Origin of the sequence: Moraxella sp. E33BD (assembly GCF_041807865.1) — a bacterium.
Lineage (GTDB): Bacteria > Pseudomonadota > Gammaproteobacteria > Pseudomonadales > Moraxellaceae > Moraxella > Moraxella haemolytica.
In genome coordinates, this window is the sequence record NZ_JBGTZD010000008.1 from 1 (window position 1) to 24,028 (window position 24,028).

The following is a 24,028-nucleotide window of genomic DNA, read 5'->3' on the forward strand; positions in this document are numbered from 1 at the left end:
CGAAATTTTGGGCGGTTGTGGTAAATTTATTGACAATTTTGATGATTTATTGGTATTTATGAATAATTCGCATAGAAAAATTAGCCATTGATTGCTATGATAGGGTAAATTGACTGGTAAGGGGGATTTATGAGCATCAAAACATACATGAACGAGGTGGGCGAGCAAGCCAAGCGTGCCTCTCGTCAGCTTGCAGCAGCGGATACCGCCACCAAAAACACCGCATTAAGTGCCATCAAGTCAGCGATGATTGCCAATCAATCCATCATCTTGGCTGAGAATGCCAAAGATGTGGCAAAGGGTAAACAGCAAGGATTAGATAGTGCGTTACTAGATCGCCTTATCATCAATGAGAGTCGTTTTGAGGCGATGTTGTCATCGCTAGATGATGTGATTAGCTTGCCCGATCCGATTGGTCAGATGAGCGAGATGAGCCATCGTCCAAGTGGTATTTTACTTGGTAAGATGCGTGTACCGCTTGGCGTGATTGGCATGATTTATGAAAGCCGTCCGAATGTAACGGTGGAGGCGGCAAGCCTTGCCATCAAGTCTGGCAATGCCATCATCTTGCGTGGTGGTTCGGAGGCGTTTTATTCTAATCAAGCCATCGCTAATTGTGTCAAACAAGGATTGGTATCAGCAGGACTGCCAAGCGAGGCGGTGCAGGTGCTAGAGACGACCGACCGTATGGCGGTGGACAGTTTGATTGGCATGTCAGAGTTCGTTGATGTGGTGATTCCACGAGGGGGTAGGGGGCTGATTGAGCGGGTCGCTAAGGGAGCAAAAGTGCCTGTGATTAAGCATCTAGATGGCAACTGCCACACCTATGTTGATGAAAGCTGTGATGTCAATATGGCAATCAAGGTCTGCGTCAATGCCAAAACCTCTCGCTATGCTCCGTGCAATGCGATGGAGAGCCTACTCATTCATGAGAACATTGCCAAGACAGTACTTCCCCAGATTTTGATGGCGATGAGTGCTGTTGATGAACAGATGGCGTTTTTTGTGTGTGAGCAGTCAATGGCACTACTGGCGGATTATCCGCTGAACTTGACGCTCGCCACCGAAGATGACTGGTATGCTGAATATCTCGCCCCAAAACTGGCAGTGAAAATCGTGGCAAATCTGGACGAGGCAATCTGTCACATCAACCACTATGGCAGTCATCATACCGATGTCATCATCACAGACAGCTACCCTAATGCCCAACAATTCATCCGTGAGGTGGATTCATCAAGTGTGATGGTCAATGCGTCAAGTCGCTTCGCTGATGGCTTTGAATATGGGCTTGGGGCGGAGATTGGTATCTCAACGGACAAAATCCACGCTCGTGGTCCTGTGGGATTGCATGGCTTGACTTCCCAAAAATGGGTGGTATTAGGGCATGGGGAAATCCGCCCTTAAGGTCGTCATGAACCTAAAAAAAGCGTGCATGACACGCTTTTTTTAGGTTGTGGACTGTGGATTAGTAGCCTTGTTGGCTAAGCATTTCATAGGCATCACAGCTGTTTTGGTATCCTGATTGACAGGCTTTGCCAAACCATTCTTTGGCGATGGCATAATCTTGGCTTACGCCTTGACCATTGTAATAGAGTACTCCGATATTCTGAGCAACTTTTGTATTACCTTGGGTGTGGGCTTGTGTATACCATGCTAGGGCTTCGGTATAGCTTTGGTTTACGCCCAGTCCAACAGCGTACATATTACCCAAATTATTTTGAGCATCTGTATGCCCTTGCTCGGCCGCCTGTCTAAACCATAAGAATGCCTGAGCATAATCCTGCTTGACACCTTCTCCACTAAGATACATATTGCCCAGATTATATTGAGCCTCTATATGCCCTTGCTCGGCTGCTTTTTTATACCAAAAGAATGCTTGAGTAGAGTCTTGTTGTATGCCCTGCCCATTATCATACATCATACCTAGATTATATTGAGCCTTGGTGTGTCCCTGCTCGGCTGCCTTTTTATACCAAGATACCGCCTGAGCATAATCCTGCTTGACGCCTTGCCCATTTGCATACATCACACCCAAATTGTTTTGAGAGTTTGCATCTCCTTGCTCGGCTGCCTTTTTATACCAAGATACCGCCTGAGCATAATCCTGCTTGACGCCTTCTCCACTAAGATACATATTACCCAGATTATGTTGAGCGTTTGCATCTCCTTGCTCGGCTGATTTGTTATACCACGCTAGGGTTTGGGCATAATCTTGGCTGACACCCTCGCCTTTGGCATACATCGCACCCACGATAGTTTGGGCTACAGCATCCCCTTGTTCGGCTAATTTTTTAAAAATAGCAAAGGCTTGCTCGTAGTTTTGGGTGTTTACATAAGACACAGCGGTGTCAAAGTCATCTGCCATCGCGGGTGTTGCCACACTTAAGCCTAATGCCAGTAGTAGGGCAGATAGGGTAGGTAATGTTCTCATCAGTATCTCCAGATAGCTAAATATCCGTGAGATGATACAGGATTTTGTTTTCTTTGGCAACAAAAAGGACGGAAAAACCATATCCGTCCTTTTTGTTTTGATTAAGTACAGGCTTTTGTTAGTATCTGATAGATACCACCATACCTACTAGCTATAATGATGACCATTACAGCCTGATTGGTCATTTGGTCGCTGTAGACTGTGGATTAGTAGCCTCGTTGGCTGAGCATTTTATAGGTGTTGCAGCCATCTTGGAATCCTAAATCACAGGCTCTGCCAAACCACTCTTTGGCGGCGGTATAATCTTGGTTGATGCCTTCGCCACTAAGATATAGCACCCCAATATTATGGGCGGCTTGTGCAACCCCTTGGGCTTGGGCTTTGTTGTACCACGCTAGAGCTTGGGCATAGCTTTGGCGTACGCCTTCGCCATTGACATACTTATTGCCCAAATTATATTGAGCTTCTGCAAGCCCTTGCTCAGCGGCTTTTGTAAACCAAGCCACCGCCTGAGCATCATTCTTTTTGATGCCCTGTCCGTTGTCATACATGACACCCAAACCATATTGAGCCCTTGCGTCCCCTTGATTAGCTAATTTTGTAAAAATAGGGAGAGCTTGCTTATAGTTTTGGGTGTTTAAATAAGACACAGCGGTATCAAAGTCATCTGCCATCGCAGGTGTTGCCACACTTAGACTGAGTGCCAGTAGTAGGGCAGATAGGGTGCGTGATGTTTTCATAATATGCTCCAAAAAATTGTGTTGATGTATGATATCTGATTTTGCTGTCTTTGGCAACTAAAAAGGATATAAGGAATGTCTGCCCTTTGTATTTGATTGAGTGTAGTCTGTGGGTTTGTTCTAGTTCGCCCAGCATTTCATAGGCGTCGCAGCCATCTTGGAATCCTAAATCACGGACTTTACCAAACCACTCTTTGGCGGCACATAATCTTGGTTTACGCCTTTGCCAATGGCATATAGCATACCCACAATGGTTTGAGACTGTACATCTCCTTGCTCGGCTGCCTTTTTATACCAAGAGAGAGCCTGCTCATAGTCCTGATTGATACCATCTTCACCACGATACATATTGCCCAGATTATATTGAGCTTCTACAAGCCCTTGCTTGGCTAATCTTTTAAAAATAGCAAAGGCTTGCTCGTAGTTTTTGGTGTTTAAATAAGAGGTAGCGGTGGCAAAGTCATCTGCCATCGCAGGTCTTGCCACGCCTAAGCCTAATGCCCGTAGTAGAGTGAATAGGATGCGTGATATTTTCATGATGTTCTCCAAAAAAGCGGTATGAGTATGATAGGGATTTTATTCTCTTGGGCAATAAAAAGACGGAAAAAAATCCGCCTTTTTATGGGAATAAACCAATCAATCCAAAAACGCAAAATGCTCAATATCCATCTTGGTCATGACTTCGCTTGGGGTGGTCATGGCGTTGGCGTGAGCATCGGTGCGTGGTAGAATTTTTTCAAAATAAAATTCGGCGGTCTGGGTTTTGGCAAGATAAAATTCGTGTGGCTGTTCACCGCTATTTTTCATCTTGTCAAAGGCAACCGCTGCCATGCGTGCCCAGTGGTAAGCCATCATCACATAGCCTGAATACATCAGGTAGTCATCAGAGGCTGCTGAGACGATGTCTCGGTCTTTGCGAGCAGCCAGTAGTAGGCGAGCAGTCAGCATATTCCACTCGGCACATAGCTTGGTCAAGGCCCAGACATATTGACGCATGTTCTTATCTAGGGCGTATTCGCTACACCATTTCATGATGCCTGCGGTATAGTCTCGCACGACCTTGCCACCACCGTGTAGTAGAACCTTGCGACCGAGCAAGTCTAGAGCCTGCACGCCTGTTGTTCCTTCGTATAAGGTGGCGATGCGTGCATCACGAGCGATGAGTTCCATGCCTGTTTCTTTGATGTAGCCATGTCCGCCGTAGATCTGTTGTCCGTGCTTGGCACATTCAATGCTTAGTTCGGTCAAAAACCCTTTTAAGATGGGGGTATAAAAACCCAGTTTATCATCCCATTTTTTAATCGCTGCTTCATCGTCTGCTACCACAGCATTCGCCAGATGGTCAGCATAGCGTGCCGAGTGATAAATCATCGAGCGACCACCTTCGCTAAATGCCTTTTGGATGAGAAGCATACGGCGAACATCGGCATGATGAATGATGGCGTCGCCTGCTTGCTCAGGCTCTTTGGCACCTGATAAGGCACGCATGGAGCGGCGTTCTTTGGCATAGGGCAGGGCGTTTTGAAATGCCAGCTCCATGTGAGCAAGCCCCTGAATGCCTGTGCCAATGCGTGCGGTGTTCATGTAAGTGAACATGGCTTTTAGCCCTTTGTTTGGTTCGCCAATCAGATAGCCTGTCGCCCCATCAAAATTTAGCACACAGGTGGCAGATGAAGAGATGCCCATCTTGTGTTCAATAGAGCCACAAGATACGGCATTACGCTCGCCCATTTTGCCATCGGCATCTACCAAGAATTTTGGTACGATGAATAGTGAGATGCCTTTGGTGCCTGCTGGTGCATCAGGTAGGCGAGCCAGTACGATATGAACGATGTTCTCGGTTAGGTCATGTTCGCCTGCACTGATAAAAATCTTGGTGCCTGTGATGGCATAAGAGCCGTCTTCGTTTGGGGTGGCACGAGTCTTCATCTGATTTAGGTCAGTGCCACATTGTGCTTCGGTTAGGCACATTGTTCCTGCCCATTCCCCTGAGATGAGCTTGGGTAGGTAAGTGGCTTTTTGGGTGTCATCGCCATATTGTAAGATGGTATTTACTGCACCAATAGACAATCCAGGGTACATCGCCCACGGCCAGTTGGCACTGCCCATCATCTCAGATTTGACCAGATTGAGCGACATGGGCAGATTCATGCCACCAAACTCTTCTGGATAAGAAATGCCCTGCCAACCCCCTTCAACGAAGGTTTGATACGCTTCTTTAAAGCCCTTTGGCGTGGTAACTTCGCCATCTTTAAAATGACAGCCTTCAGCATCTGCCGGCTGATAAATCGGTGCTAATACATTTTCGGCAAAGTCAGCAAAACCCTGTACAATCATATCCACCGTCTCGGCATCAGCACCTGCCCCATTTGGTAGATTTTGGTAGTGTGTTTGGTAATCAAACACTTCATTCATCAAGAACTTAATGTCTCTTACGGGTGCTTTATAAGTTAGCATAAGCAATCCTTGTTGGCTAAAATTGTAGTGAATAACTCATCAGCGATGCGTATCATCGCCATGTATGCACTATACAATAGATTTTTTAAATTGGCTTAATTTTTCTGTAATTGTTAATTTATTTTCATATAAAAGTTGGTTTTTTATAAATTAAAGTTATTCATACGCTATTTTTCTAATGCCACTTTGTCCAAATCCAATTGTGTGCCTGTCCACATCTCAAAGGCAAGTTTGGCTTGATGAATGAGCATGCCATAGCCGTCCAAAGTGCGTGCCCCTTGCTTGGCAAAATGTGCCAAGAATGCCGATGGCTTGCCATACATCATGTCGTAGGCGACACAAGCCTTTAGATTGGGTGATAATGATAATTGCTGACCTGTCGTGGTGGCACTTGTGGCATTGATGATGACATCGTAGTCAAAATCGCCAGTTGCCAGTGCATCTAGGCTCTGTGCGCCAATCATGCCATGGGGGGCGAACTCATCTTTTAGATTGGTTGCTTTTAAGAGCGTGCGATTAAAGAGAGTCAGAGTCGCCCCTTGTTCCATGAGTGGCAAAATCACGCCACGAGTTGCTCCGCCTGCACCAATGATGGCGATATTTTTGCCTTGCAAATCAACCTTTTGGGCGATGAGATCTGCCACCAAGCCACGCCCATCGGTGTTGTCGCCGTATAATTTGCCATCACGCAAGGCGAGCGTGTTCACGGCTTTTGCACTCTGAGCGTAGCTACTTAAAGCACCGCCATTGATGGGGCTACACAGCTCAAAGGCAACCTCTTTAAAGGGTAGGGTTACATTTGCCCCAACACCACCACCACAAAAAAAGGCTTCTACCACCGCACGAAAGCTGTCTGCATCAGTTGGGCAAAACTGACGGCGATAGCTGATGGCAAGACCTAAGCTGTCTGCAAAGGCGTGATGAATTTGTGGGCTTTTTGAGTGGCTGATGGGATTGCCGATGACGATAAAGTGTTGCATAAAAATCCGTATTGGTGGTTGTGATGGGTGAATAAAACAATGTGCTGTATTTTGTACTGTATTTTTGAAAAAATAGCAAATTTTTTAAAACTTAGGTACAATACCAGTCGTCTTTATTGATTCATTCATTATCATCAATCAGCCTATCAAAATCATGAGCCAAATCAGCCCACCTACTGCCAATCAGTCTCAGTCTAATAAGTCCAAACTGCCATATTTTTTGATGGTGGCATTCATCGCTTTGGCGATTGCACTGTTTTTGGTTTTTCGTCCTGTTCCATCAGACGAACAGCTTATCCGAGATGATGGCGAGCCTAAGCGATACGATCCTGTTGTCTATCAGACTGACACATGGAGCAGATTGCCCAAAAAACAGCTGGACTTTGAGGGCATCAAACGCCATCTGGGTACGACTGCCACCAGTGAGCAATCGCTGGATTTTTATGGCAATCATGCCACTAAATACCGCTTTACCACCAAAAGCGAACCACCTTTTTATGTCATTGAGTCTGAGGCGGTGCTAGAAGTGCTATGGTATTATGCCGCCCCAAAGGATAATGATGCTCAAAAGACAGCGAGTATAGATTATGCCCAAAAAGTCTATGCGATGATGGGTGCGTACGCAGGCGAAGAGGGTGAGCGTCTGGTAGCAGGTATGTTAAATCAGCCCAATCGGCTCTATGCGGCCAAAGTAGCGGGCGTACTGTCTGCCAACTGCACAAACTATCAATGTCGCATCATCTTTAACCGATGAGCGTAGATCATGACGATGGCATATTATGAGTTGCATGATGGGCGACTGACTAAGACGACTGGTGTGATGGACAGTCGAGCCTTGGCGTACGGCGATGGTTTTTTTAGCACCATGGGCGTGCATGACGGACGCATACTTTGTATTGATGGGCATCAAGATAGACTAACGCTGTCATCTGCTCGTTTTGAGCTGTCGCTTGATGTGAAGAGTGTGCTGGCGGTGTTGATAGATTTGGCAGTTCAGATGGGTGAGGGTGTCTTAAAGGTCATCATCACAAGAGATAGGCAGGCAGTGCGTGGTTATGGCTATGCTGATGGTCGTGCGGTGGTGTTGATAAAGTTGATGCCATCGCCCATTTATAGTGGCGTGTCTTTTTATGATGGCATTCCTTATCAGTTGGCAGGCGTGGCAGTGTGTCTGTCCGAGCGATTATCTCTTAGAACGAGCCGATTTTTAGGATTAAAGCTCATCAGTGCTCACGAGCAGGTGTTTATTCAGCGTGAATTGCACTGCCATCAGCAGCATGATTCAGCCATTATTGAGGGCTTGGTGGCGAGTGCATCAGGTGAGTGGGTCAGTGGTAGCATGAGTAATGTGCTGTATCATCTAGATGGCAAGTGGCATACTCCGCCTGTACAGGCGTGTGGTGTTGATGGGGTAATGCGGCGAGTATTGATGACCCAATACGACATTGCCGAGCGAGTGTTGCTTGATGAAGATTTGATGAACCTTGATGGTTTGGCGTTTTGTAATGCGGTGCGTGGTGTGATGCCGATATCTGCATTAACAATAAATAGTGTCGTACACCCATTAAAGATGAATGGTTTTTTTACAAAACTTTATCATCAAACGCACCCACACCAAGCCAATCATGATACAATAACGCTCATTTGATGCTATTTTTGATTATTGTCCCAGTTGTTATTACCCTGTAATCGTTGATATTTTCTGTTATATTAAGTCTGTAGCCAACTTTAGTCCTTGATAAGCCATTGACCACCATGACAAAATCGCCCAAGTCCACAAAAAAACTCAACTCAAAAAAATCTACCCCAAAAAGACCGACACGACACCGAAAAAACACCGCCAAACCAAAACAGGGTAAGGGGCTAAGATTGGTAAGTTTGGCTCTATTGATTTGGTGTGCGGTGGTTGTATATGCCAGCATTTTTGCCAAGTCTGATAGACCAGCAAAGATGCTAGATGTTAAAAAAGGCGATACTTATTATGGTTTGTTGGCGGAGGATAAGTGGCAAACTTCATCTCTATCATCTGGTGTACTTGCTAAGCTATATCTAAAACTGGCTGTACGAACACCGCTACAAGAAGGGGTTTACCAAATTCCTGCAGGGGCAAGCCTAAGGCAGGCGTTGAGTATCTTGGTGCAAGGAACAAAAGCCCAGACGGTCAAGGTGCAGATTATTGAAGGTAAGACCGTCAAAGATTTATACCACACCCTAAAAAACACTGATGGTATCACGCTTGAAGTTCTAACCCCTAGGGCAAATGGCTACTCGTGGGCAGAGGTACGCCGTGATAATGAAGCGGTATCAAAGGCGTTGGGCATTACTGCAGTCAATGGGAATTTGGAAGGTCAATTTTCTCCCAACACTTACTTTTTTGACCGTGGCACAACCGACCGCCAGATTCTCCAAAAACTCTATAATGACCAACAAAAAACACTGGCAGCGGCGTGGGAGAATCGTCAGCAGGGTCTGCCTTATAATAATAGCTATGAAGCACTCATCATGGCAAGCATTATTGAAAAAGAAACAGGGCTTGCTGATGAGCGACACAAGGTAGCAGCGGTGTTCATTAACCGCCTGCGTAAAAATATGCGATTACAAACTGACCCAACCATCATTTATGGGCTGTTTGACCGATATGATGGTAAAATTTACCGTTCTAACATTCAAGAAAAAACCGATTACAACACCTACCAAATCCATGGTCTGCCACCGACCCCCATCGCCCTTCCATCTAAGGTTGCCATTGATGCTGCCATGAATCCTGAGGCGACCGATGTGCTGTTTTTTGTGGCAACAGGAAAAGGTGGTCATAAGTTTAGCCGTACACTTGATGAGCATAATCGTGCTGTCGCTGAATATCGTGCAGCCATGGCAAAGCAAAGCCGATAACAAGTCAAGTTAGTGCAATCACATCACACGAGGATAAACCATGAATCATCTGCCAAAATTCATCAGCTTTGAGGGGACAGAAGGCGTAGGAAAGACCACTGCGATTGATGGGTTTTGTCATCATCTTGATACGCTTGGTATTGAGTATGTGCGTACTCGTGAGCCAGGTGGGGCGGATGTGGCGGAGGTCATTCGTGGTATCTTGTTGGACAAGAATAGCACCTTAAATGATGATACCGAGCTACTACTTATGTTTGCTGCTCGAGCCGACCATCTGCATAAGACGATATTGCCTGCCCTAGATGCGGGTAAATGGGTGGTATGTGATCGATTCATTGATAGTACGGTAGCGTATCAGGGCTTTGGTCGCTTTGGTGGTGATGAGCAGGCACTTGCTAAGATTGAGCTGATGATTGCTCATTTTGTACCCAGATTGCCTGATGTTACTTTATGGCTTGATTTGAATGTCTTAACAGGTATGCAGCGTGCTGCTAAGCGTAGCCGAGCTGACCGTTTTGAATCGTTGGATACGAGTTTTTTTGATAAAGTGTATCAAGGTTTGGCACATCAATACGCCAAATACCCTAGCCGTATTCGCCGTGTTGATGCCAATGGCAGTGTTGATGAGGTGGGTGAGCGTATCCGTCAGGCGATGGGGGATTGTTTTGGGGCGGATTGATCAATAGCCTATTTTTTTATCTAAAAATGCTTTTGGCTAAATTTTGTGCAATCGGATTTTGCATAACCAAATTTTGTGTAACTTTGTTACTGGGTTGGCAACTTTTTTACTAATAAGGATGACTTGACGGCTGGGCGTATTTTTAAGATACTGGGGCGTTTTTAAATCATGAAGACGGCTAAGAAAGGTTCTTATTTTGAGTTGATGTCGTCAGTAGGTGCCATCAAAAGAGGATAGTTAGATGCGTATATTTGTTAAGTCTGCTCTTGTGGGTGCGGTACTTTCTTTAATGGCAGCGACCCCCTATGTCTTTGTTGTGCCGTCTGCTCAAGCTGTGGTACAGGTGGACTTTGCTGATTTGGTGGAGCAAGTCTCAAGTGGTGTGGTGCGTGTCTCTACGACCAGATCTGTGAGTGAAGATGATATGATTAGCCCACAAGCTCGAGTGTTGCGTGAGCATCTGGGCGAGCGTGGGGTACTGCCTGCCATTGAACATGGGTTTGGCACAGGTTTTTTTATTACGACAGATGGTTATCTCTTAACCAATCATCATGTTGTCAAAGGGGCGGACAGCATTACCGTTACCCTAAATGACCGTACGGAGCTAGATGCGGTGCTTGTTGGTTCTGATGAGGCGTCGGACATTGCTGTACTAAAAGTGGCAGGGAGTCATTTCCCCGCCTTGGTCGCATCAAGCGATGAGGTGCGTGTGGGCGAGCCGGTGCTTGCCATTGGTTCGCCTTTTGGCTTTGATTATTCAGCATCGGCAGGCATTGTTTCTGCCAAATCACGCAACATGACTCCAGAGGCGACCACACCTTTTATTCAGTCAGATGTCGCACTAAATCAGGGTAATTCAGGCGGTCCTTTATTCAACAAAAAAGGTGAGGTGATTGGTGTCAATTCACACATCTTTAGCGATACAGGTGGTTATATGGGTTTGTCGTTTTCCATACCCATTGATACTGCCTTGCATATCTATGAACAATTAAAAAATCATGGCAAAGTACGCCGTGCTGCGTTGGGGTTGGTGGTGCAAGATGTCGATCGTAATTTGGCATTGATGTATGGGTTGGCACGACCACAGGGGGCGTTATTAACCCGTGTGTTGGCAGACTCACCTGCAGAAGAAGCAGGGCTTCGGGCGGGGGATCTGGTGCTTGCTTTTAATGGCAAACCCATCGCACACGCTGCTGAATTATTAAATCTGTTTAATCGTGCCAAGCCACAAGATCATTTTAATCTTACCTATCAAAGAGGTAATCAAAAATTTGTCGCCAAAGGCATATTCGCTGAAGCACCCAGCGATGTCTCGGCAGGTGGTAAACACCAAAGCCAAGGCGTAAAACTAGGGCTTCGTCTAAAAGAGCTAACCCCTGCCGAACAGCGTCTTTTAAATGGTGTTGGCGTGGCAGGTGGGGTGGTGATTACTGCGGTCAGCCCAATGGGTCTTGCAGCACGCGCAGGCATACAAGCAGGCGATGTGATTCTTGCTTTGAATAATCAGCCAACCACCAATGCTGATGAGATGGCGGTTGCTGTACAAAGCCTGCCAAAACAAGGCATCGTCCCTGTGCAGTTCATCAGACAAGGCACGCCTGCCATCATCGGTATGCGTATTGATTGATATAAAAATTTGCAAAATAAATCTAAAAAAATCCATCAAAAGCTAAATTAAGTATGATAAACTAGGCTTATTTTAGTGATTGATTTTAGTAATTGTAATTGGCTTTATTATGACAAAGACAGATATTTATCAGGACATCAAATCAAAATTAAGAGGTTCTATTACAGCACTGGTTACGCCGATGACAGCAGATGGTGCGGTGGATTATGATGCACTTGCCAAACTTATTGATTGGCAGATTGATGAAGGGACGCACGCATTGGTTGCTGTTGGTACGACAGGCGAATCGGCAACTTTGTCAATGGATGAGCATATTGCAGTCATTCGTTTTTTTGTGAAGTATGTAGCAGGTCGTGTGCCTGTGATTGCAGGAACAGGGGCGAATAACACCCTTGAGGCAATTGAGCTGACTACTGCTGCCAAAGAAGCAGGTGCAGACTGTGCGTTATTGGTTGCCCCTTATTATAATAAGCCAACCCAAGAGGGTATTTATCAGCATTATAAGGTCATCAGTGAGGCGGTGGATATTCCGCAGGTGCTGTACAATGTGCCAGGTCGCACCATCGTGGACATTAGCCAAGAGACGGTTGAGCGGTTGATGACGCTACCAAACATTGTTGCCATTAAGGACGCTACAGGCAGCGTAGAGCGTGGAGCATCATTGGTCAAGGCGGTCGGTGAGCATATGGTGGTATTGTCAGGCGATGACCCAACAGCATTAGAACTCATCAAGCACGGTGCTAAGGGCAACATCTCGGTTACTTCAAATGTCGCACCTAAGGCAATGAGTCAGGTGTTTGAATTGGCATTGGCAGGCGACTTTGAGCAAGCGACCAAAATTCATGATATCATTAAACATCTACATAAAGATTTGTTCTGTGAATCAAGTCCGCAGCCTGTCAAATATGCCCTGCATAAGATGGGCAAGATTGATACAGGTATTCGCCTGCCACTTGTTTGGTTATCAAAGCAAAATCAGCTTGTTATTGATGAAGCATTAAAAAAAGCAACTGTACTTTGATAGACGCTCAGACAGCAACTAAAAAAGGTTAAACTATGAATATGATTAAAATGACAACAGCTGTTATGCTTGCTGTGGTAGCAACGACAGGCTGTACAAGTATCAAGGACTTGCTAAGTAAGCGTGATGATGGCAGTCTGCATTATCAAGCCAGCCAAAAACTACCACCCATCAAACTACCAGCGAACCAACAGACCGCCGCATTTACCCCTTTGTATCCCATCCCAAATCAGCAAGGCGATACAGGCTTTAAAAATGCAGCAGGTAAGCAGTTTGAATTGCCAAAGCCACCCACCCAATCTGCCCAATAACCGTTTGGTCTGATTGCGTATTTTAAATCTTAATTTTTACGAGAGTCGCCATGAAAAAACAAGCCCTGCTATATACTGGTAAAGCCAAGTCTGTGTATGAGACGGAGCATGAGGATTATCTGATTTTGCATTTTCGTAATGATGCATCCGCATTCAATGGCGAAAAAATCGCCCAACTTGACCGCAAAGGCAGAGTGAATAACCGTTTTAACGCATTCATCATGCAAAAGCTGAGCGAGGCAGGGATTGAGACGCATTTTGAGCGTCAACTGTCGGATGATGAGGTATTGGTCAAACGCCTAAAAATGATTCCTGTGGAGTGCGTGGTGCGTAACTATGCTGCCGGTGGTCTGATGAAGCGTTTGGGGCTAGAAGAAGGCTTGCCACTGTTGCCACCGACTTATGAGCTGTTCTACAAGGATGATGCCTTAGGCGACCCAATGCTCTCAGAGTCAACCGCCATTGCTTTGGGTTATGCCACTGCTGATGAGCTTGAGCAGATGAAGACGCTGACCCATAAAGTCAATGAGGTGCTGTCAAAAATCTTTGATGACGCAGGTTTGTTGCTTGTCGATTTTAAACTGGAGTTTGGTCTGTTCCATGGTCGCATCGTGCTTGGCGATGAGTTTTCTCCAGATGGCTGTCGTCTGTGGGATAAAGAAACCAAGAAAAAATTAGACAAAGACCGTTTCCGTCAAGGGTTGGGTGATGTTGTTGAAGGCTACGAAGAGGTTGCCTTGCGTATCGGTGTGCCTTTGGAAGGTTAATATAAAAACCCAAGTTGTCTTGGGTTTTTCTTTTGGTATAGCCCATTGCTATTAGCAATGTGGCATTGACCATTGACACATTGTTTGGCACATAGGTGGCGGATGTATAAGTTCATCGGATATATTCCAGAGAATGATTTAGAAAAAGTCAAGACTGCTGTATTTAATGCAGGGGCAGGGTGCTTTGATGGATATAGCCACTGCTCATGGCAAATCTTGGGCATGGGTCAGTTTAAGCCTTTAAAAGGGGCGAAACCTGCCATTGGCGAGATTGATAAAATTGAGTATGTGAGTGAATGGAGGGTTGAGACGATTGTCCCTAATGACAAGCTGTCTGCGGTCGTTGCTGCTTACAAATCTGCTCACCCCTATGAAATGCCTGCTTATGATGTATATGAATTGGTGGAAATATAGCCGAATGTGCCAAAAGCAAATGTATCTAAGATGACAATAAAGCAGTCTGCATGGATTGTGTAGTAAAACACCCATACTTAAAGCAAGTATGGGTGTTTTACTACAAAGCCTAGATTACTCTTCTATGCGACTCATGCCAGATACGCTCCAGTAGCCCCTTGGCAAGCGAGTGCCACGACCAGCTCGCTTGCCCATGTAGTCGGCGATGTCGGCAGGCTTGATGGTCAAGATGCGTTTGCCTGCATGGATGGCTAAGCTGTCTGATGCACTTAAGCTAACTAAACTGATGAGCGTCTCGCCGTCTTGTTGTTTTAATCCCATGATTTTATTGCCTTTGCCTTTGGTTAGGCTTGGCAAATCGGATAATTCAAACACAAGTAAATGACCGGTACTAGATAAGGCAGCAACAAGTGTGTCATCTTTTTTGATGGTGTTGATGGGCAGCAGGGTGGAATCAGACAGGTTGATGATGGACTTACCTGCCTTTTGATTGGTTTCAAAATTACCAAATTGTCCAACAAAACCATAACCTGCCGAGCTTGAAAGCAACACTTTGTCGTCTTTATTACCAAACAAAACCTGCTCAATCTTCGCTCCTGCCGGTGGGTTTAGCATACTGGTGATAGGCTCACCCTGTCCACGAGCAGACGGTAGGTTGATGGTATCTAGGGCGTAACTACGCCCTGTGCTATCAAGTAAGATGAGTCTGTCATTTGTTTTACCCTGTGCTGAGGCTTGATATTCATCGCCTGAGCGATAGTTTAGTGTACTGGTATCAATGCCATGACCTTTTGCCATGCGAATCCAACCTGCTTTTGATAGTACAACCGTTACCGATTCGCTAGGTACAAGTTCGGTCGCTTTTAGGGCAGTGGCTTCATCTCGCTCGACCACAGGCGACATACGAGCATCGCCGTGTTTTTTCATGTCTTCTGTCAGTTCATCAATGAGTAGGGCGGTCAGACGCTTTGGATTGGCAAGCTGTTCGGCGATGATGGCTCGCTCTGCTTCAAGGGCAGCTTTTTCAGCATTGAGTTCTATTTCTTCTAGCTTGGCAAGCTGACGCAATTTGATGTCCAAGATGGCATCAGCCTGTATGTCGGTTAGACCAAAGCGACTCATTAGCTCAAGTTTTGGGTCGTCTTCGGTGCGAATGATGTGAATGACTTCATCAATATTTAGGTAGACAATCAGTAGACCTGCTAAGATGTGCAAGCGTTTATCAATCTTCGCCAAGCGATGCTCAAGACGGCGAATCACCACGCCACGACGACAGTCTAGCCACTCAGATAAGATGTCTTTTAGGTTTTTGACTTGTGGTTTGCCATTGACACCAATCACATTCATGTTCACTCGAAAGCTGGTTTCAAGGTCGGTCATGGCGAACAAGTGGTTCATGATTTTATCAATATCTAGTCTGTCTTTTTTAAATTCAAGCACGATGCGACAGGCATTCTCGTGGTCAGATTCATCATTGATGTCATTTATCCATGGTAGTTTTTTGTCTGTCATGAGCTTGGCAATTTGTTCGATGACTTTATTGCCTGAGACCTGATATGGCAGAGCGTCAATCACAACGATGTTTTTTTCTTTTGGGTTGATGTGATAGGTGGCACGCATCTTATAGCTACCACGACCTTGTTCATACATACTGATAAGCTCATCTTTTGAGGTGATGATTTCAGCACGAGTTGGTAGGTCAGGGGCGATGAGTGTCTTGCATAGCTCACGCACGGATAGATTTGGGTTTTTTAGTAGCTTGATGCAGGTCTTAACCGTCTCAACGAGATTGTGCGGCGGGATATCGGTTGCCATGCCGACAGCGATGCCTGTTGTGCCATTTAGTAGAATGTTGGGCAGGCGTGCAGGTAGTGTGGCTGGTTCTTTTAAAGAACCATCAAAATTATCCACCCAATCTACCGTGCCTTGTTCAAGCTCAGATAGTAAAGTTCCTGCATAGTCGCTCATCTTAGCTTCGGTGTATCGCATGGCGGCAAAAGATTTTGGGTCGTCAGCAGAACCCCAGTTGCCTTGACCGCTAATCAAAGGGTAGCGATAGCTAAAAGGCTGTGCCATAAGCACCATTGCTTCATAGCACGCCGAATCGCCATGTGGGTGGTATTTACCCAACACATCGCCGACAGTACGAGCGGATTTTTTGGGTTTGGCGGTGTGCTTTAATCCAAGTTCGCTCATTGCGTAGACGATACGGCGTTGAACTGGTTTTAGTCCATCAGCAATGTGTGGCAAAGCTCTATCCATGATGACATACATGGCGTAATTTAAGTATGCCGATTCGGTAAATTCAGCAATGGAGCGAGTGTCAAAGTTGGTTTGGTTGTCTGTGGTCATACAAAAAAGCGGTCATTGTAATCAAAAAATAACCGCTATTTTAACAAATTTTTACTAACTTTGCTTTAAAATCATCTAAGCCCAGACAGCCTTATGGGCTTTTTGTGGGGTAAATCCATCTTAAGCTGATGTTAATTTTAGATGATATCTAGCCCACGCCAGCAGGTCTGATGATAAGCACTGTCCCAAAATAGCCATTCTAGTTTGGCGGCATAAGTATAGGCGGTTCGCATCTTACTCAGTGTATCGGCATCGGCATGGGTGGCAACCTTATCAATGACTGCAATCACTTGATTGACTGCCTCATGAAAATCCTCGCCTGCATAGGTATCAATCCATGCTTGATAGGGGTTATTTGGGGCGGATTTGTCGTAGATGTCTTGTCCAACTTTGGCATAAATCCAAAAGCATGGCAATAAACTTGCCAATACCACAGGATAACTGTCAGCATAAGCACTGGCGATGAGATAGGAGGTGTAATGATGACAAGCCAGCGTTAAAGGCGTGTTTAAAAAATCCTCACGGCTGATGCCAAAACTTTGCATGAAGCCATCATGTAGTGAGCGTTCAACCACAATGGCAACTTTGGCAGCCTCGCTAAATAAAATCACCTCATCAGCTTCGTAGGCTTTGGCAGCACACACCGCTAAAGCGCGACCGTAGGCGAGCAGATAGTGGGCATCTTGGATGACATAATGGCTAAAAGCCTCTGTAGATAGCGTGCCTGCTGCCAGCTCTTGATTAAAAGGCAAGTTTAAGGTGGCTTCGTACAAAGCCTGATTTTCTTGCCACAGGGTTTGGCTAAATGGTTGCATGACCTTCCTGTCGTTGATTGGTTAAGGGGGATGCGGTGGGCGTAAAACCCACCAAGAACTAAAAAAACAAGATGGCTTGGTTTTTGAAGGTTGAAATTTAGGCAACAAAAGCTGCTTCTAGGCGTTTGGCAAGCTGCACATCTCGGTTTCTTACCGCACCACGCTCAGGATTGCCAATGCGTACCTTTAAGGTGGTGTAGCAATTTTCCCACTGTGGGTAGTGTTCTAGCTCTTGGGCGTGGAATGAGATTTTTACAATGAATGCCACCACAGTAGCAAAATCATTAAATTCATAGGTGCGTACCAAGCTATGACCTTCTAGTTGCCAGTTAGGTAGCCCTTCTAATTGTAGGGAGACTTGGTCTGAGGTAAGACTACTCATGAGATTCCTTCGTTAAAGGTGTGATAGAACTGTTTGTTAGTTTAGCATATTTCATCGCAAATGCGAGCAGATTTTTTGACGGAATGTGTTGGCATAGGGTTGGTTGAATATCATCAATCCGCCTTGATTTTCCTTGTCTGATTTAGCCCAACTTACTTTTTAAATGACAAAATAACATGGCAGTCATTAAGGCATCATTGAGTGAATCGTGTGCAGGCAAGATGGGAATCTGATAGGCTTGCAAAAGCTCGGTTAAGTGCCGTTTATCAATCGGTAAATCGCTGTTTTTATTGGTTTTTTGTCTAAGTTTTTGGTCAAGTTGGGTAACATCAATGAGCGTGTTGGGTAGTTTTTTGCCGAGCCTTGGTTTGATTAAAGCGTTAATGAATTTAGCATCCATACTGGTACAAAAGCCGATAATGGGGCGAGTGCCGATAAAGGGCAATAAACACGCTATCATCTCATCGGTACTGACACCATTTTTGACATCACAAGGGCGAAGGTGATGGACGATGATGCTGTTCGTGCTTGGCATGATGGGTGGACGGCAGATGATGGATAGGGCATTTGCTGTATCAATGACAAAGGTGTCATGAGCCTTTGATATTTTGACCGCACTAATACTTAGTATGTGATGGTTTTTTGGGTCTAATCCTGTCAATTCCAAATCCAGACATACCCATTCATCAGCAGGCGGTTTTCCAGTCAAGTGGGCGGCTAGATGAGCATATTTTGGGTCTTTAGATTGAGACGATTGACCGCCTAGTAGGTTGTTTAAAAAATCAAACATGACGCTCTCCTATCCCACAAAGACATCAAGCCGATAATGACGAGTGATGAATCCTTTAAAATATTTGACCACTGACAGGCTTTCTTTGAGTAGGTCTCGCTCTAGTGATGATAAGGTATTTGGATTGACCTTGCGAGCAGACTTATCATCGGTGGTTAGGGCAACTTCAAGGCGTTTTGATAAAAAGAATTCTAAGGCTTCGATGAGATTTTGGGCGGTTTTATCATCAATGGCTTTAAGCGAAGATAAGTGCTTTAGGCGTAGTCGGGTGCTGGTTTCATCAATGCCATATTCTAGGGCAAGGCTACGCACGCCGTGTACGACGGGAAAGATGCCTGCTTTTTTTAGGTCAATGTCGCTGTCTGCACCGCCTGTAAATTTTTGCCAAAAAGTTGCTCCGCCTGCCATCTGAATGGTCGGTGCAGCAAAGCGGTTGATAAAATTGGTGTGGGCGTGTTTGATGGCGTGTTGCCAATGTGATTTTAATTCGGTAAATAATGTCGTATCGCCACACACAGGGTGGGCGTCTATTAAGGTGGCAAGATGAACCATAGATTCACCGTTGGGCGTAGCAACCCATGTGGTTACTTGAGCCTTAAAGTTGCTAAGTGACTGTCGCCAAGTGTCATGGCTCATCATGATACCACCATCGCAGTAGGGATAGCCTAGTTGATATAAAGCATCATTAAATGCACGAGCATGGTTTGGTAAGGTGTCATCAATAAAACCATCACGCACAATCAGAGCGTTGTCTTGGTCGGTACGCATGACCTGCTCGCCACGACCTTCTGAACCCATGACAATCATACAGCTATTAGCAATGATGTGAGATGGGGCAATCAATTGCCATACCTTGGCAAAGACATGGGCGTTTAGGCTCTGGACGATGCGACCGATAACATGGATTTTCATGCCACTTTGGTTTTGATGACGGATAAATTTGCCAATCATCTCTACACCAAGAGCCACCTCGTGCAGTGTTGTTGCTTGGTCAATACGCTGTGTGATGAGTTGGGATTGATTGGTCAGATAATTTAAAAGCTCGGTCTGCCCAATCACGCCGATGATATCTCCCGTATCATTGACGATGGGCAGGCGGTGTATTCGCTTGCCAATCATGGTGATGAGTGCTTCGCTTAAATCGTGCGTCTCGTGAATGGTGGTAAGTTTAAATTGGCTGTAGGCACAGACAGGCGTACTGGCAAAGTCCGTCTTATCCATGATGGCACGGCAGACATCAGCTTGGGTGAATATTCCTGTGCCATGCTCACTACTGACCAAAATGTGCTTGGCATCAACTGCCATCATGGCACAGGTGGCATCATACAAGGTGGCGTTGGCATCGATGAAATTTGGCTGTTTGATGTGTTCGCCAATACTCATCACACTGCGATAGAGCATCTGTTGGTTTTGGTGGTGAGCAAGGCGAGCTTCTTGTTTGGATTTACGGGTGGATAGGTCATCAAACAGCAAGGTTCGTAAGTGGTCATTATGTTCGCTGATTTTATTGATGGTTGCCCCATCTAAGCGATACAGCAGGCTTTGTTCTTGGGTGATAACCTTAAACAATGCTCCGTTTTTATCCGCAAGACCAAACCAATCACCCATGTTTAAGCCTGCTATTAGCTCGTCATCTTGGTACTGGGTCAGCTTGCCCTTGATGACGATGAATAAATCGCCACGCCATTCATCATTGATGGCGGTATTTTCGGGTAAATAGACGATTTGGCTTTTTTTGGTGAGCGACTTTCGTTCATCGTCAGTTAGGACATCAAACGGTGGGGCGAATAGGTGGTTTAATGCATGATTCATCACGACCTCCTTGTGTTGATTCTAGGACTGCTTGAGTGATTTGATTCATCAAGCCAAATGCAGTAGCGACTGGTATTCGGGGTGTTTTTGAACATAGTGTGCCACAAAGCTACAAGCAGGCACAATTTTCTTGCCTTGTACTTGGGCGTAGGCTAGGGCGTGCTTGACGAGTGCAGTGCCGATGCCACGACCACCAAGAGCGTTTGGGACGATGGTGTGGTCAAAGATGATTGTCTCGCCTGTATCAACATAGCTGATAAATGCGGTCAAGCCGTCAATGGTGGTTGTAAAGCGATGGTTGTCGGTGTCGTGTATGATGTTTGTCATGGTCTCTGGTCAGATTGATGAGATGAAATAAATGAGTTGTTTAGCATAAGAAATTTTATGCAGATTGTAAATAACATTCGTACAAAGATTGCAGATTGTTTTTGTTAATGCTTGGCATTAGGGTGTCTCATTTTAGACTGTATGGTGTTGTACGGTCGGTTGGCTGTGCCAAATTAGGCATCCCAATGCTTGGCATAATCCACCAAGAATTTTTTAAAGGTGATGACCGCAGGGCTGGGTGAACGATGCTTGTGAGTGTACAGTAAAAACTTTCTTTCTATCGTGGGGTTTTTAATCGGTATCATGGTCAAGTTGTGCTGTTCTACCCAAGTTTTGGCATAAGTTAAGGCAAGGGTAATGCCAAGTCCCATTTTGGTCATACCAAGAGCAGTGGACAAAAAATTGACCTCATAATCGGCACGAAATAACCGCTCGGATAAATCAAGTGGCAAGGCGTTGCGGATTTGTTCAGCAAAGGCAGATTGTAGGGTGATGAGTTCGCCTTGTGGAATATCGCTCCAATCTAATTCATCATGACCACTTAAAGGGTGGTCTTTTTTGATGATTAAATAAAACGGTGAAGCGAACAGCTCTGTCGCTACAATGTCATTGCTAAACGGATATTCAGGACCGATGCCAATATCGGCATCTAAAATCTGCACACGATCCATGACCTCGCCAATACCACAATCAATAAGGCTAACTTGAACATCTGGATGGATTTTTTTAAATTCCTTGATAAGCTCAGGCATGATTGTGGCGGCAAGTTGCTGGCTGGCTGCTACTCGTACTTTGCCTTGATGAAAATCCTTTAAATCATAGATTTCATTATTCAGCAGCCGCATATCATCTAGCACTTTTAAGGCATAGGGTAGCAGTCTTGTGCCACCTTCTGATAGATGTAATTGACGAGTGGTGCGGTCAAATAGCGTGATGTCAAGTTGGCGTTCCATCTCTTTAATTAGACCACTCAACGATGACTGTGTCAGATGTAGCTCATCGGCGGCTTTGGTAAAGCTTTTGTGGCGAGCCACAGCAATGAAGGCGTTAATCTGGCGAAAGGTAACATTCATAAACTAATCCGTATTATCGTCATTATTATAAAAAATTATAAAAATCCAAATTATTGTAAAATCCAATAAATAAAGCAAAAAACCCATTTGTAGATTTGCAGTGCTTATTTTATGATAATCACAGCTGGCTTTCAATTGATTGCAAGTATTCTTCATGGGATTTTAGCCAGTTTTTCATTAACAAGCAAGGGATTATTATGGCAGATTTATTTGAAAATCCAATGGGGCTAGATGGTTTTGAGTTTTTAGAGTTTTCAAGCCCACACCCAAATTTTTTAGAGCCAATTTTTGAGAAAATGGGCTTTACCGAAGTGGCTCACCACCGCTCAAAAGATGTCTCACTTTATCGTCAAGGTGGCATCAATCTTTTGGTGAACCGCACCAAAAACAGTCAGGCTTATTACTTTGCCCAAGAGCATGGGGCGGGTGCCTGTGCGATGGGTTTTCGTGTCAAAGATGCACGATACGCCTATAATCGTGCCATTGAGATGGGTGCTGAACCTGTAGAAGTACCGACCAACCCAATGGAGCTTCGCTTGCCTGCCATCAAAGGCATTGGCGGTTCATTGATTTATTTTATTGACCGTTTTGAGGGTGATAATACCATTTATGATATTGATTTTGAGTTCATTGAAGGGGTGGATAAAAACCCTGTCGGCTTTGGCTTTAAAGTTATTGACCATCTAACGCATAATCTATATCGTGGTCGTATGGACTATTGGTATAATTTTTACCAAAAATTCTTTAACTTCCAAGAAATTCGCTACTTTGATATCAAGGGTGAATACACAGGTTTGGCAAGCCGAGCCTTAACCGCTCCAGATGGTAAAATCCGCATTCCTTTGAATGAAGAATCCAAGCAGGGTGGTGGTCAGATTGAAGAATTTTTGATGAAGTTTAATGGCGAGGGTATTCAGCACATTGCGTTCTTGTCGGATAACCTGATTGAAAGCATTGACCAGCTTCGTGCAGCAGGCGTGCCACTAGCGACCGCACCAAAAGATACTTATTATGAGATGCTAGAAGAAAGACTACCAAATCATGGCGAGCCTACATCAGAGCTTCAAGCTCGTGGCATATTGCTAGATGGCACCACCGAAGATGGTACGCCACGCCTGCTATTACAAATTTTCTCTGAAACTTTGATGGGTCCTGTGTTCTTTGAATTTATCCAGCGTAAGGGCGACTACGCACAAGGCTTTGGTGAGGGCAATTTTAAGGCACTCTTTGAGAGTCTTGAGCGAGACCAGATCCGCCGTGGGGCATTAGAAGTGCCGGCAGAATCATTGTGATAAGCTGTTTAATTTTTTGTCAGTCAAACTTTTTATCCATCTTAGGCTGATTAAGTACAGTTGGTTATTTTTATAAAGTTTGATTGGCACTAAAATGTTACTTTCAATGACAAAAAGCAGGCAGTGTTTTGTGATGGTAAATCATGCAAAAAACCGTGATTGGCAACTGTGCTAAAAACATGGTTGGCGGATATGGTTGAAAAATACGGCTCGCTTTTTAAAGGGTTTAAAATTGGTTAGGCTTTAGATAAAGCCCATCTTAGATAAAGGAATAGACTATGGCTCTAACTCAAGGCGTACACCATGTCGCCTATCGTTGTCGTGATGCCAAAGAGACAGTAGAATGGTATCAAAAGCACCTTGATATGGATTTTGTGCTTGCCATCGGTGAGGACAAAGTTCCTTCCACAGGCGAGCCTGATCCTTATATGCACATTTTTTTGGATGCTGGGGGTGGTAATATTTTGGCGTTTTTTGAATTGCCAACTCGCCCAGAGATGGGTAGAGATGAGAACACACCTATTTGGACACAGCATTTGGCATTAAAAGTAGATAGCATGGAAAAACTACTTGCCACCAAAGACAGGCTAATCAGTGAGGGCATTGATGTACTAGGTCCAACTAATCACACCTTGTTCCACTCTATCTACTTTTTTGACCCCAATGGACACCGCATCGAGCTTGCCTTTGATGTAACCACAAAAAAGCAATCAAAAGCGTTAGATAAAGTCAAATGGGACATGCTAAACGAATGGGCGATAACCAAAAAAGCACCCAAGCATGCCAGATGGGTGCATGATGGCACAGAACCGCCTGAAGTATAACGCATAAAAACCGTTTATTTTAAAGTATACTGATACAATAAA

Annotated in this window: 24 protein-coding genes; 12 read left to right on the forward strand and 12 right to left on the reverse strand. The window is 45.0% G+C overall.

The annotated features are described in order from the left end of the window. The first annotated feature begins 129 nt into the window (after positions 1–129). Positions 130–1,404, forward strand: a complete 1,275-nt coding sequence (locus ACERC6_RS05970; protein WP_373628168.1) for a glutamate-5-semialdehyde dehydrogenase — start codon at positions 130–132, stop codon at positions 1,402–1,404. Between the two features lie 61 nt (positions 1,405–1,465). Here the strand turns inward: ACERC6_RS05970 and ACERC6_RS05975 are convergent, their stop codons facing one another. From ACERC6_RS05975 to aroE, 5 genes are all read right to left on the reverse strand, one after another. Then, positions 1,466–2,431: an SEL1-like repeat protein gene (locus ACERC6_RS05975; protein ID WP_373628169.1), complete on the reverse strand. Its 966-nt coding sequence runs from the start codon at positions 2,429–2,431 to the stop codon at positions 1,466–1,468. Positions 2,432–2,637: 206 nt separating this feature from the next. After that, positions 2,638–3,171, reverse strand: a complete 534-nt coding sequence (locus tag ACERC6_RS05980; RefSeq protein ID WP_373628170.1) for a tetratricopeptide repeat protein — start codon at positions 3,169–3,171, stop codon at positions 2,638–2,640. A gap of 165 nt (positions 3,172–3,336) precedes the next feature. Further along, the gene (locus ACERC6_RS05985; RefSeq protein ID WP_373628171.1) at positions 3,337–3,708 is read right to left on the reverse strand and encodes a tetratricopeptide repeat protein; all 372 of its coding nucleotides are present in this window, start codon (positions 3,706–3,708) and stop codon (positions 3,337–3,339) included. Between the two features lie 99 nt (positions 3,709–3,807). Continuing rightward, the gene (locus tag ACERC6_RS05990) at positions 3,808–5,628 is read right to left on the reverse strand and encodes an acyl-CoA dehydrogenase C-terminal domain-containing protein (RefSeq protein ID WP_284673564.1); all 1,821 of its coding nucleotides are present in this window, start codon (positions 5,626–5,628) and stop codon (positions 3,808–3,810) included. A gap of 167 nt (positions 5,629–5,795) precedes the next feature. After that, a complete protein-coding gene (aroE, locus tag ACERC6_RS05995; RefSeq protein ID WP_373628172.1) occupies positions 5,796–6,608 on the reverse strand; it encodes a shikimate dehydrogenase in 813 nt (270 codons plus the stop codon). Positions 6,609–6,762: 154 nt separating this feature from the next. Here aroE and ACERC6_RS06000 point away from each other — a divergent pair, with 154 nt between their 5' ends. The 9 genes from ACERC6_RS06000 (at position 6,763) to ACERC6_RS06040 (ending at position 14,319) form a co-directional block, all read left to right on the forward strand. After that, positions 6,763–7,362: a hypothetical protein gene (locus ACERC6_RS06000; protein ID WP_373628173.1), complete on the forward strand. Its 600-nt coding sequence runs from the start codon at positions 6,763–6,765 to the stop codon at positions 7,360–7,362. A 9-nt stretch (positions 7,363–7,371) separates the two neighbouring features. Continuing rightward, on the forward strand, positions 7,372–8,256 hold the full coding sequence (locus tag ACERC6_RS06005) for an aminotransferase class IV (RefSeq protein ID WP_373628174.1): 885 nt from the start codon (positions 7,372–7,374) through the stop codon (positions 8,254–8,256). A gap of 107 nt (positions 8,257–8,363) precedes the next feature. Then, positions 8,364–9,500 carry an endolytic transglycosylase MltG gene (gene mltG, locus ACERC6_RS06010; RefSeq protein WP_373628175.1) on the forward strand — a complete coding sequence of 379 codons (1,137 nt, stop codon included), beginning with the start codon at positions 8,364–8,366 and terminating at the stop codon, positions 9,498–9,500. A 40-nt stretch (positions 9,501–9,540) separates the two neighbouring features. Then, entirely contained in the window at positions 9,541–10,179 is a 639-nt protein-coding gene (tmk, locus tag ACERC6_RS06015) for a dTMP kinase (protein WP_373628176.1), read from the forward strand. 241 nt (positions 10,180–10,420) lie between these two features. Next, the gene (locus ACERC6_RS06020; RefSeq protein ID WP_284673558.1) at positions 10,421–11,806 is read left to right on the forward strand and encodes a trypsin-like peptidase domain-containing protein; all 1,386 of its coding nucleotides are present in this window, start codon (positions 10,421–10,423) and stop codon (positions 11,804–11,806) included. A 109-nt stretch (positions 11,807–11,915) separates the two neighbouring features. Next, positions 11,916–12,827: a 4-hydroxy-tetrahydrodipicolinate synthase gene (dapA, locus tag ACERC6_RS06025; protein WP_284673557.1), complete on the forward strand. Its 912-nt coding sequence runs from the start codon at positions 11,916–11,918 to the stop codon at positions 12,825–12,827. 35 nt (positions 12,828–12,862) lie between these two features. Next, positions 12,863–13,138 (forward strand): hypothetical protein, encoded by a 276-nt coding sequence (locus tag ACERC6_RS06030; RefSeq protein WP_373628177.1) that lies wholly within the window; start codon positions 12,863–12,865, stop codon positions 13,136–13,138. A 50-nt stretch (positions 13,139–13,188) separates the two neighbouring features. Continuing rightward, positions 13,189–13,905, forward strand: a complete 717-nt coding sequence (gene purC / locus ACERC6_RS06035; RefSeq protein WP_373628178.1) for a phosphoribosylaminoimidazolesuccinocarboxamide synthase — start codon at positions 13,189–13,191, stop codon at positions 13,903–13,905. 102 nt (positions 13,906–14,007) lie between these two features. Continuing rightward, on the forward strand, positions 14,008–14,319 hold the full coding sequence (locus tag ACERC6_RS06040) for an NGG1p interacting factor NIF3 (RefSeq protein WP_284673554.1): 312 nt from the start codon (positions 14,008–14,010) through the stop codon (positions 14,317–14,319). Positions 14,320–14,433: 114 nt separating this feature from the next. Here the strand turns inward: ACERC6_RS06040 and parC are convergent, their stop codons facing one another. From parC to ACERC6_RS06075, 7 genes are all read right to left on the reverse strand, one after another. Further along, entirely contained in the window at positions 14,434–16,671 is a 2,238-nt protein-coding gene (gene parC, locus ACERC6_RS06045) for a DNA topoisomerase IV subunit A (protein ID WP_373628179.1), read from the reverse strand. 137 nt (positions 16,672–16,808) lie between these two features. Next, complete coding sequence (gene tenA / locus ACERC6_RS06050; protein ID WP_284673552.1) at positions 16,809–17,486, reverse strand: thiaminase II; 678 nt, start codon at positions 17,484–17,486, stop codon at positions 16,809–16,811. 97 nt (positions 17,487–17,583) lie between these two features. Beyond that, complete coding sequence (locus ACERC6_RS06055; RefSeq protein WP_373628180.1) at positions 17,584–17,868, reverse strand: 4a-hydroxytetrahydrobiopterin dehydratase; 285 nt, start codon at positions 17,866–17,868, stop codon at positions 17,584–17,586. 142 nt (positions 17,869–18,010) lie between these two features. Continuing rightward, positions 18,011–18,658, reverse strand: coding sequence for an exonuclease domain-containing protein (locus ACERC6_RS06060; protein ID WP_373628181.1), 648 nt, complete (start codon positions 18,656–18,658; stop codon positions 18,011–18,013). 9 nt (positions 18,659–18,667) lie between these two features. Further along, positions 18,668–20,470: a DUF294 nucleotidyltransferase-like domain-containing protein gene (locus ACERC6_RS06065; protein ID WP_284673549.1), complete on the reverse strand. Its 1,803-nt coding sequence runs from the start codon at positions 20,468–20,470 to the stop codon at positions 18,668–18,670. A 48-nt stretch (positions 20,471–20,518) separates the two neighbouring features. Beyond that, positions 20,519–20,797 carry a GNAT family N-acetyltransferase gene (locus ACERC6_RS06070; protein WP_373628182.1) on the reverse strand — a complete coding sequence of 93 codons (279 nt, stop codon included), beginning with the start codon at positions 20,795–20,797 and terminating at the stop codon, positions 20,519–20,521. A gap of 173 nt (positions 20,798–20,970) precedes the next feature. Continuing rightward, positions 20,971–21,870 (reverse strand): LysR family transcriptional regulator, encoded by a 900-nt coding sequence (locus ACERC6_RS06075; protein ID WP_373628183.1) that lies wholly within the window; start codon positions 21,868–21,870, stop codon positions 20,971–20,973. A 197-nt stretch (positions 21,871–22,067) separates the two neighbouring features. Between ACERC6_RS06075 and hppD the strand changes: the two genes are divergently transcribed. Then, positions 22,068–23,162 (forward strand): 4-hydroxyphenylpyruvate dioxygenase, encoded by a 1,095-nt coding sequence (gene hppD / locus ACERC6_RS06080; protein ID WP_284673546.1) that lies wholly within the window; start codon positions 22,068–22,070, stop codon positions 23,160–23,162. Positions 23,163–23,440: 278 nt separating this feature from the next. After that, positions 23,441–23,986: a VOC family protein gene (locus ACERC6_RS06085; RefSeq protein WP_284673545.1), complete on the forward strand. Its 546-nt coding sequence runs from the start codon at positions 23,441–23,443 to the stop codon at positions 23,984–23,986. Positions 23,987–24,028 lie beyond the last annotated feature (42 nt).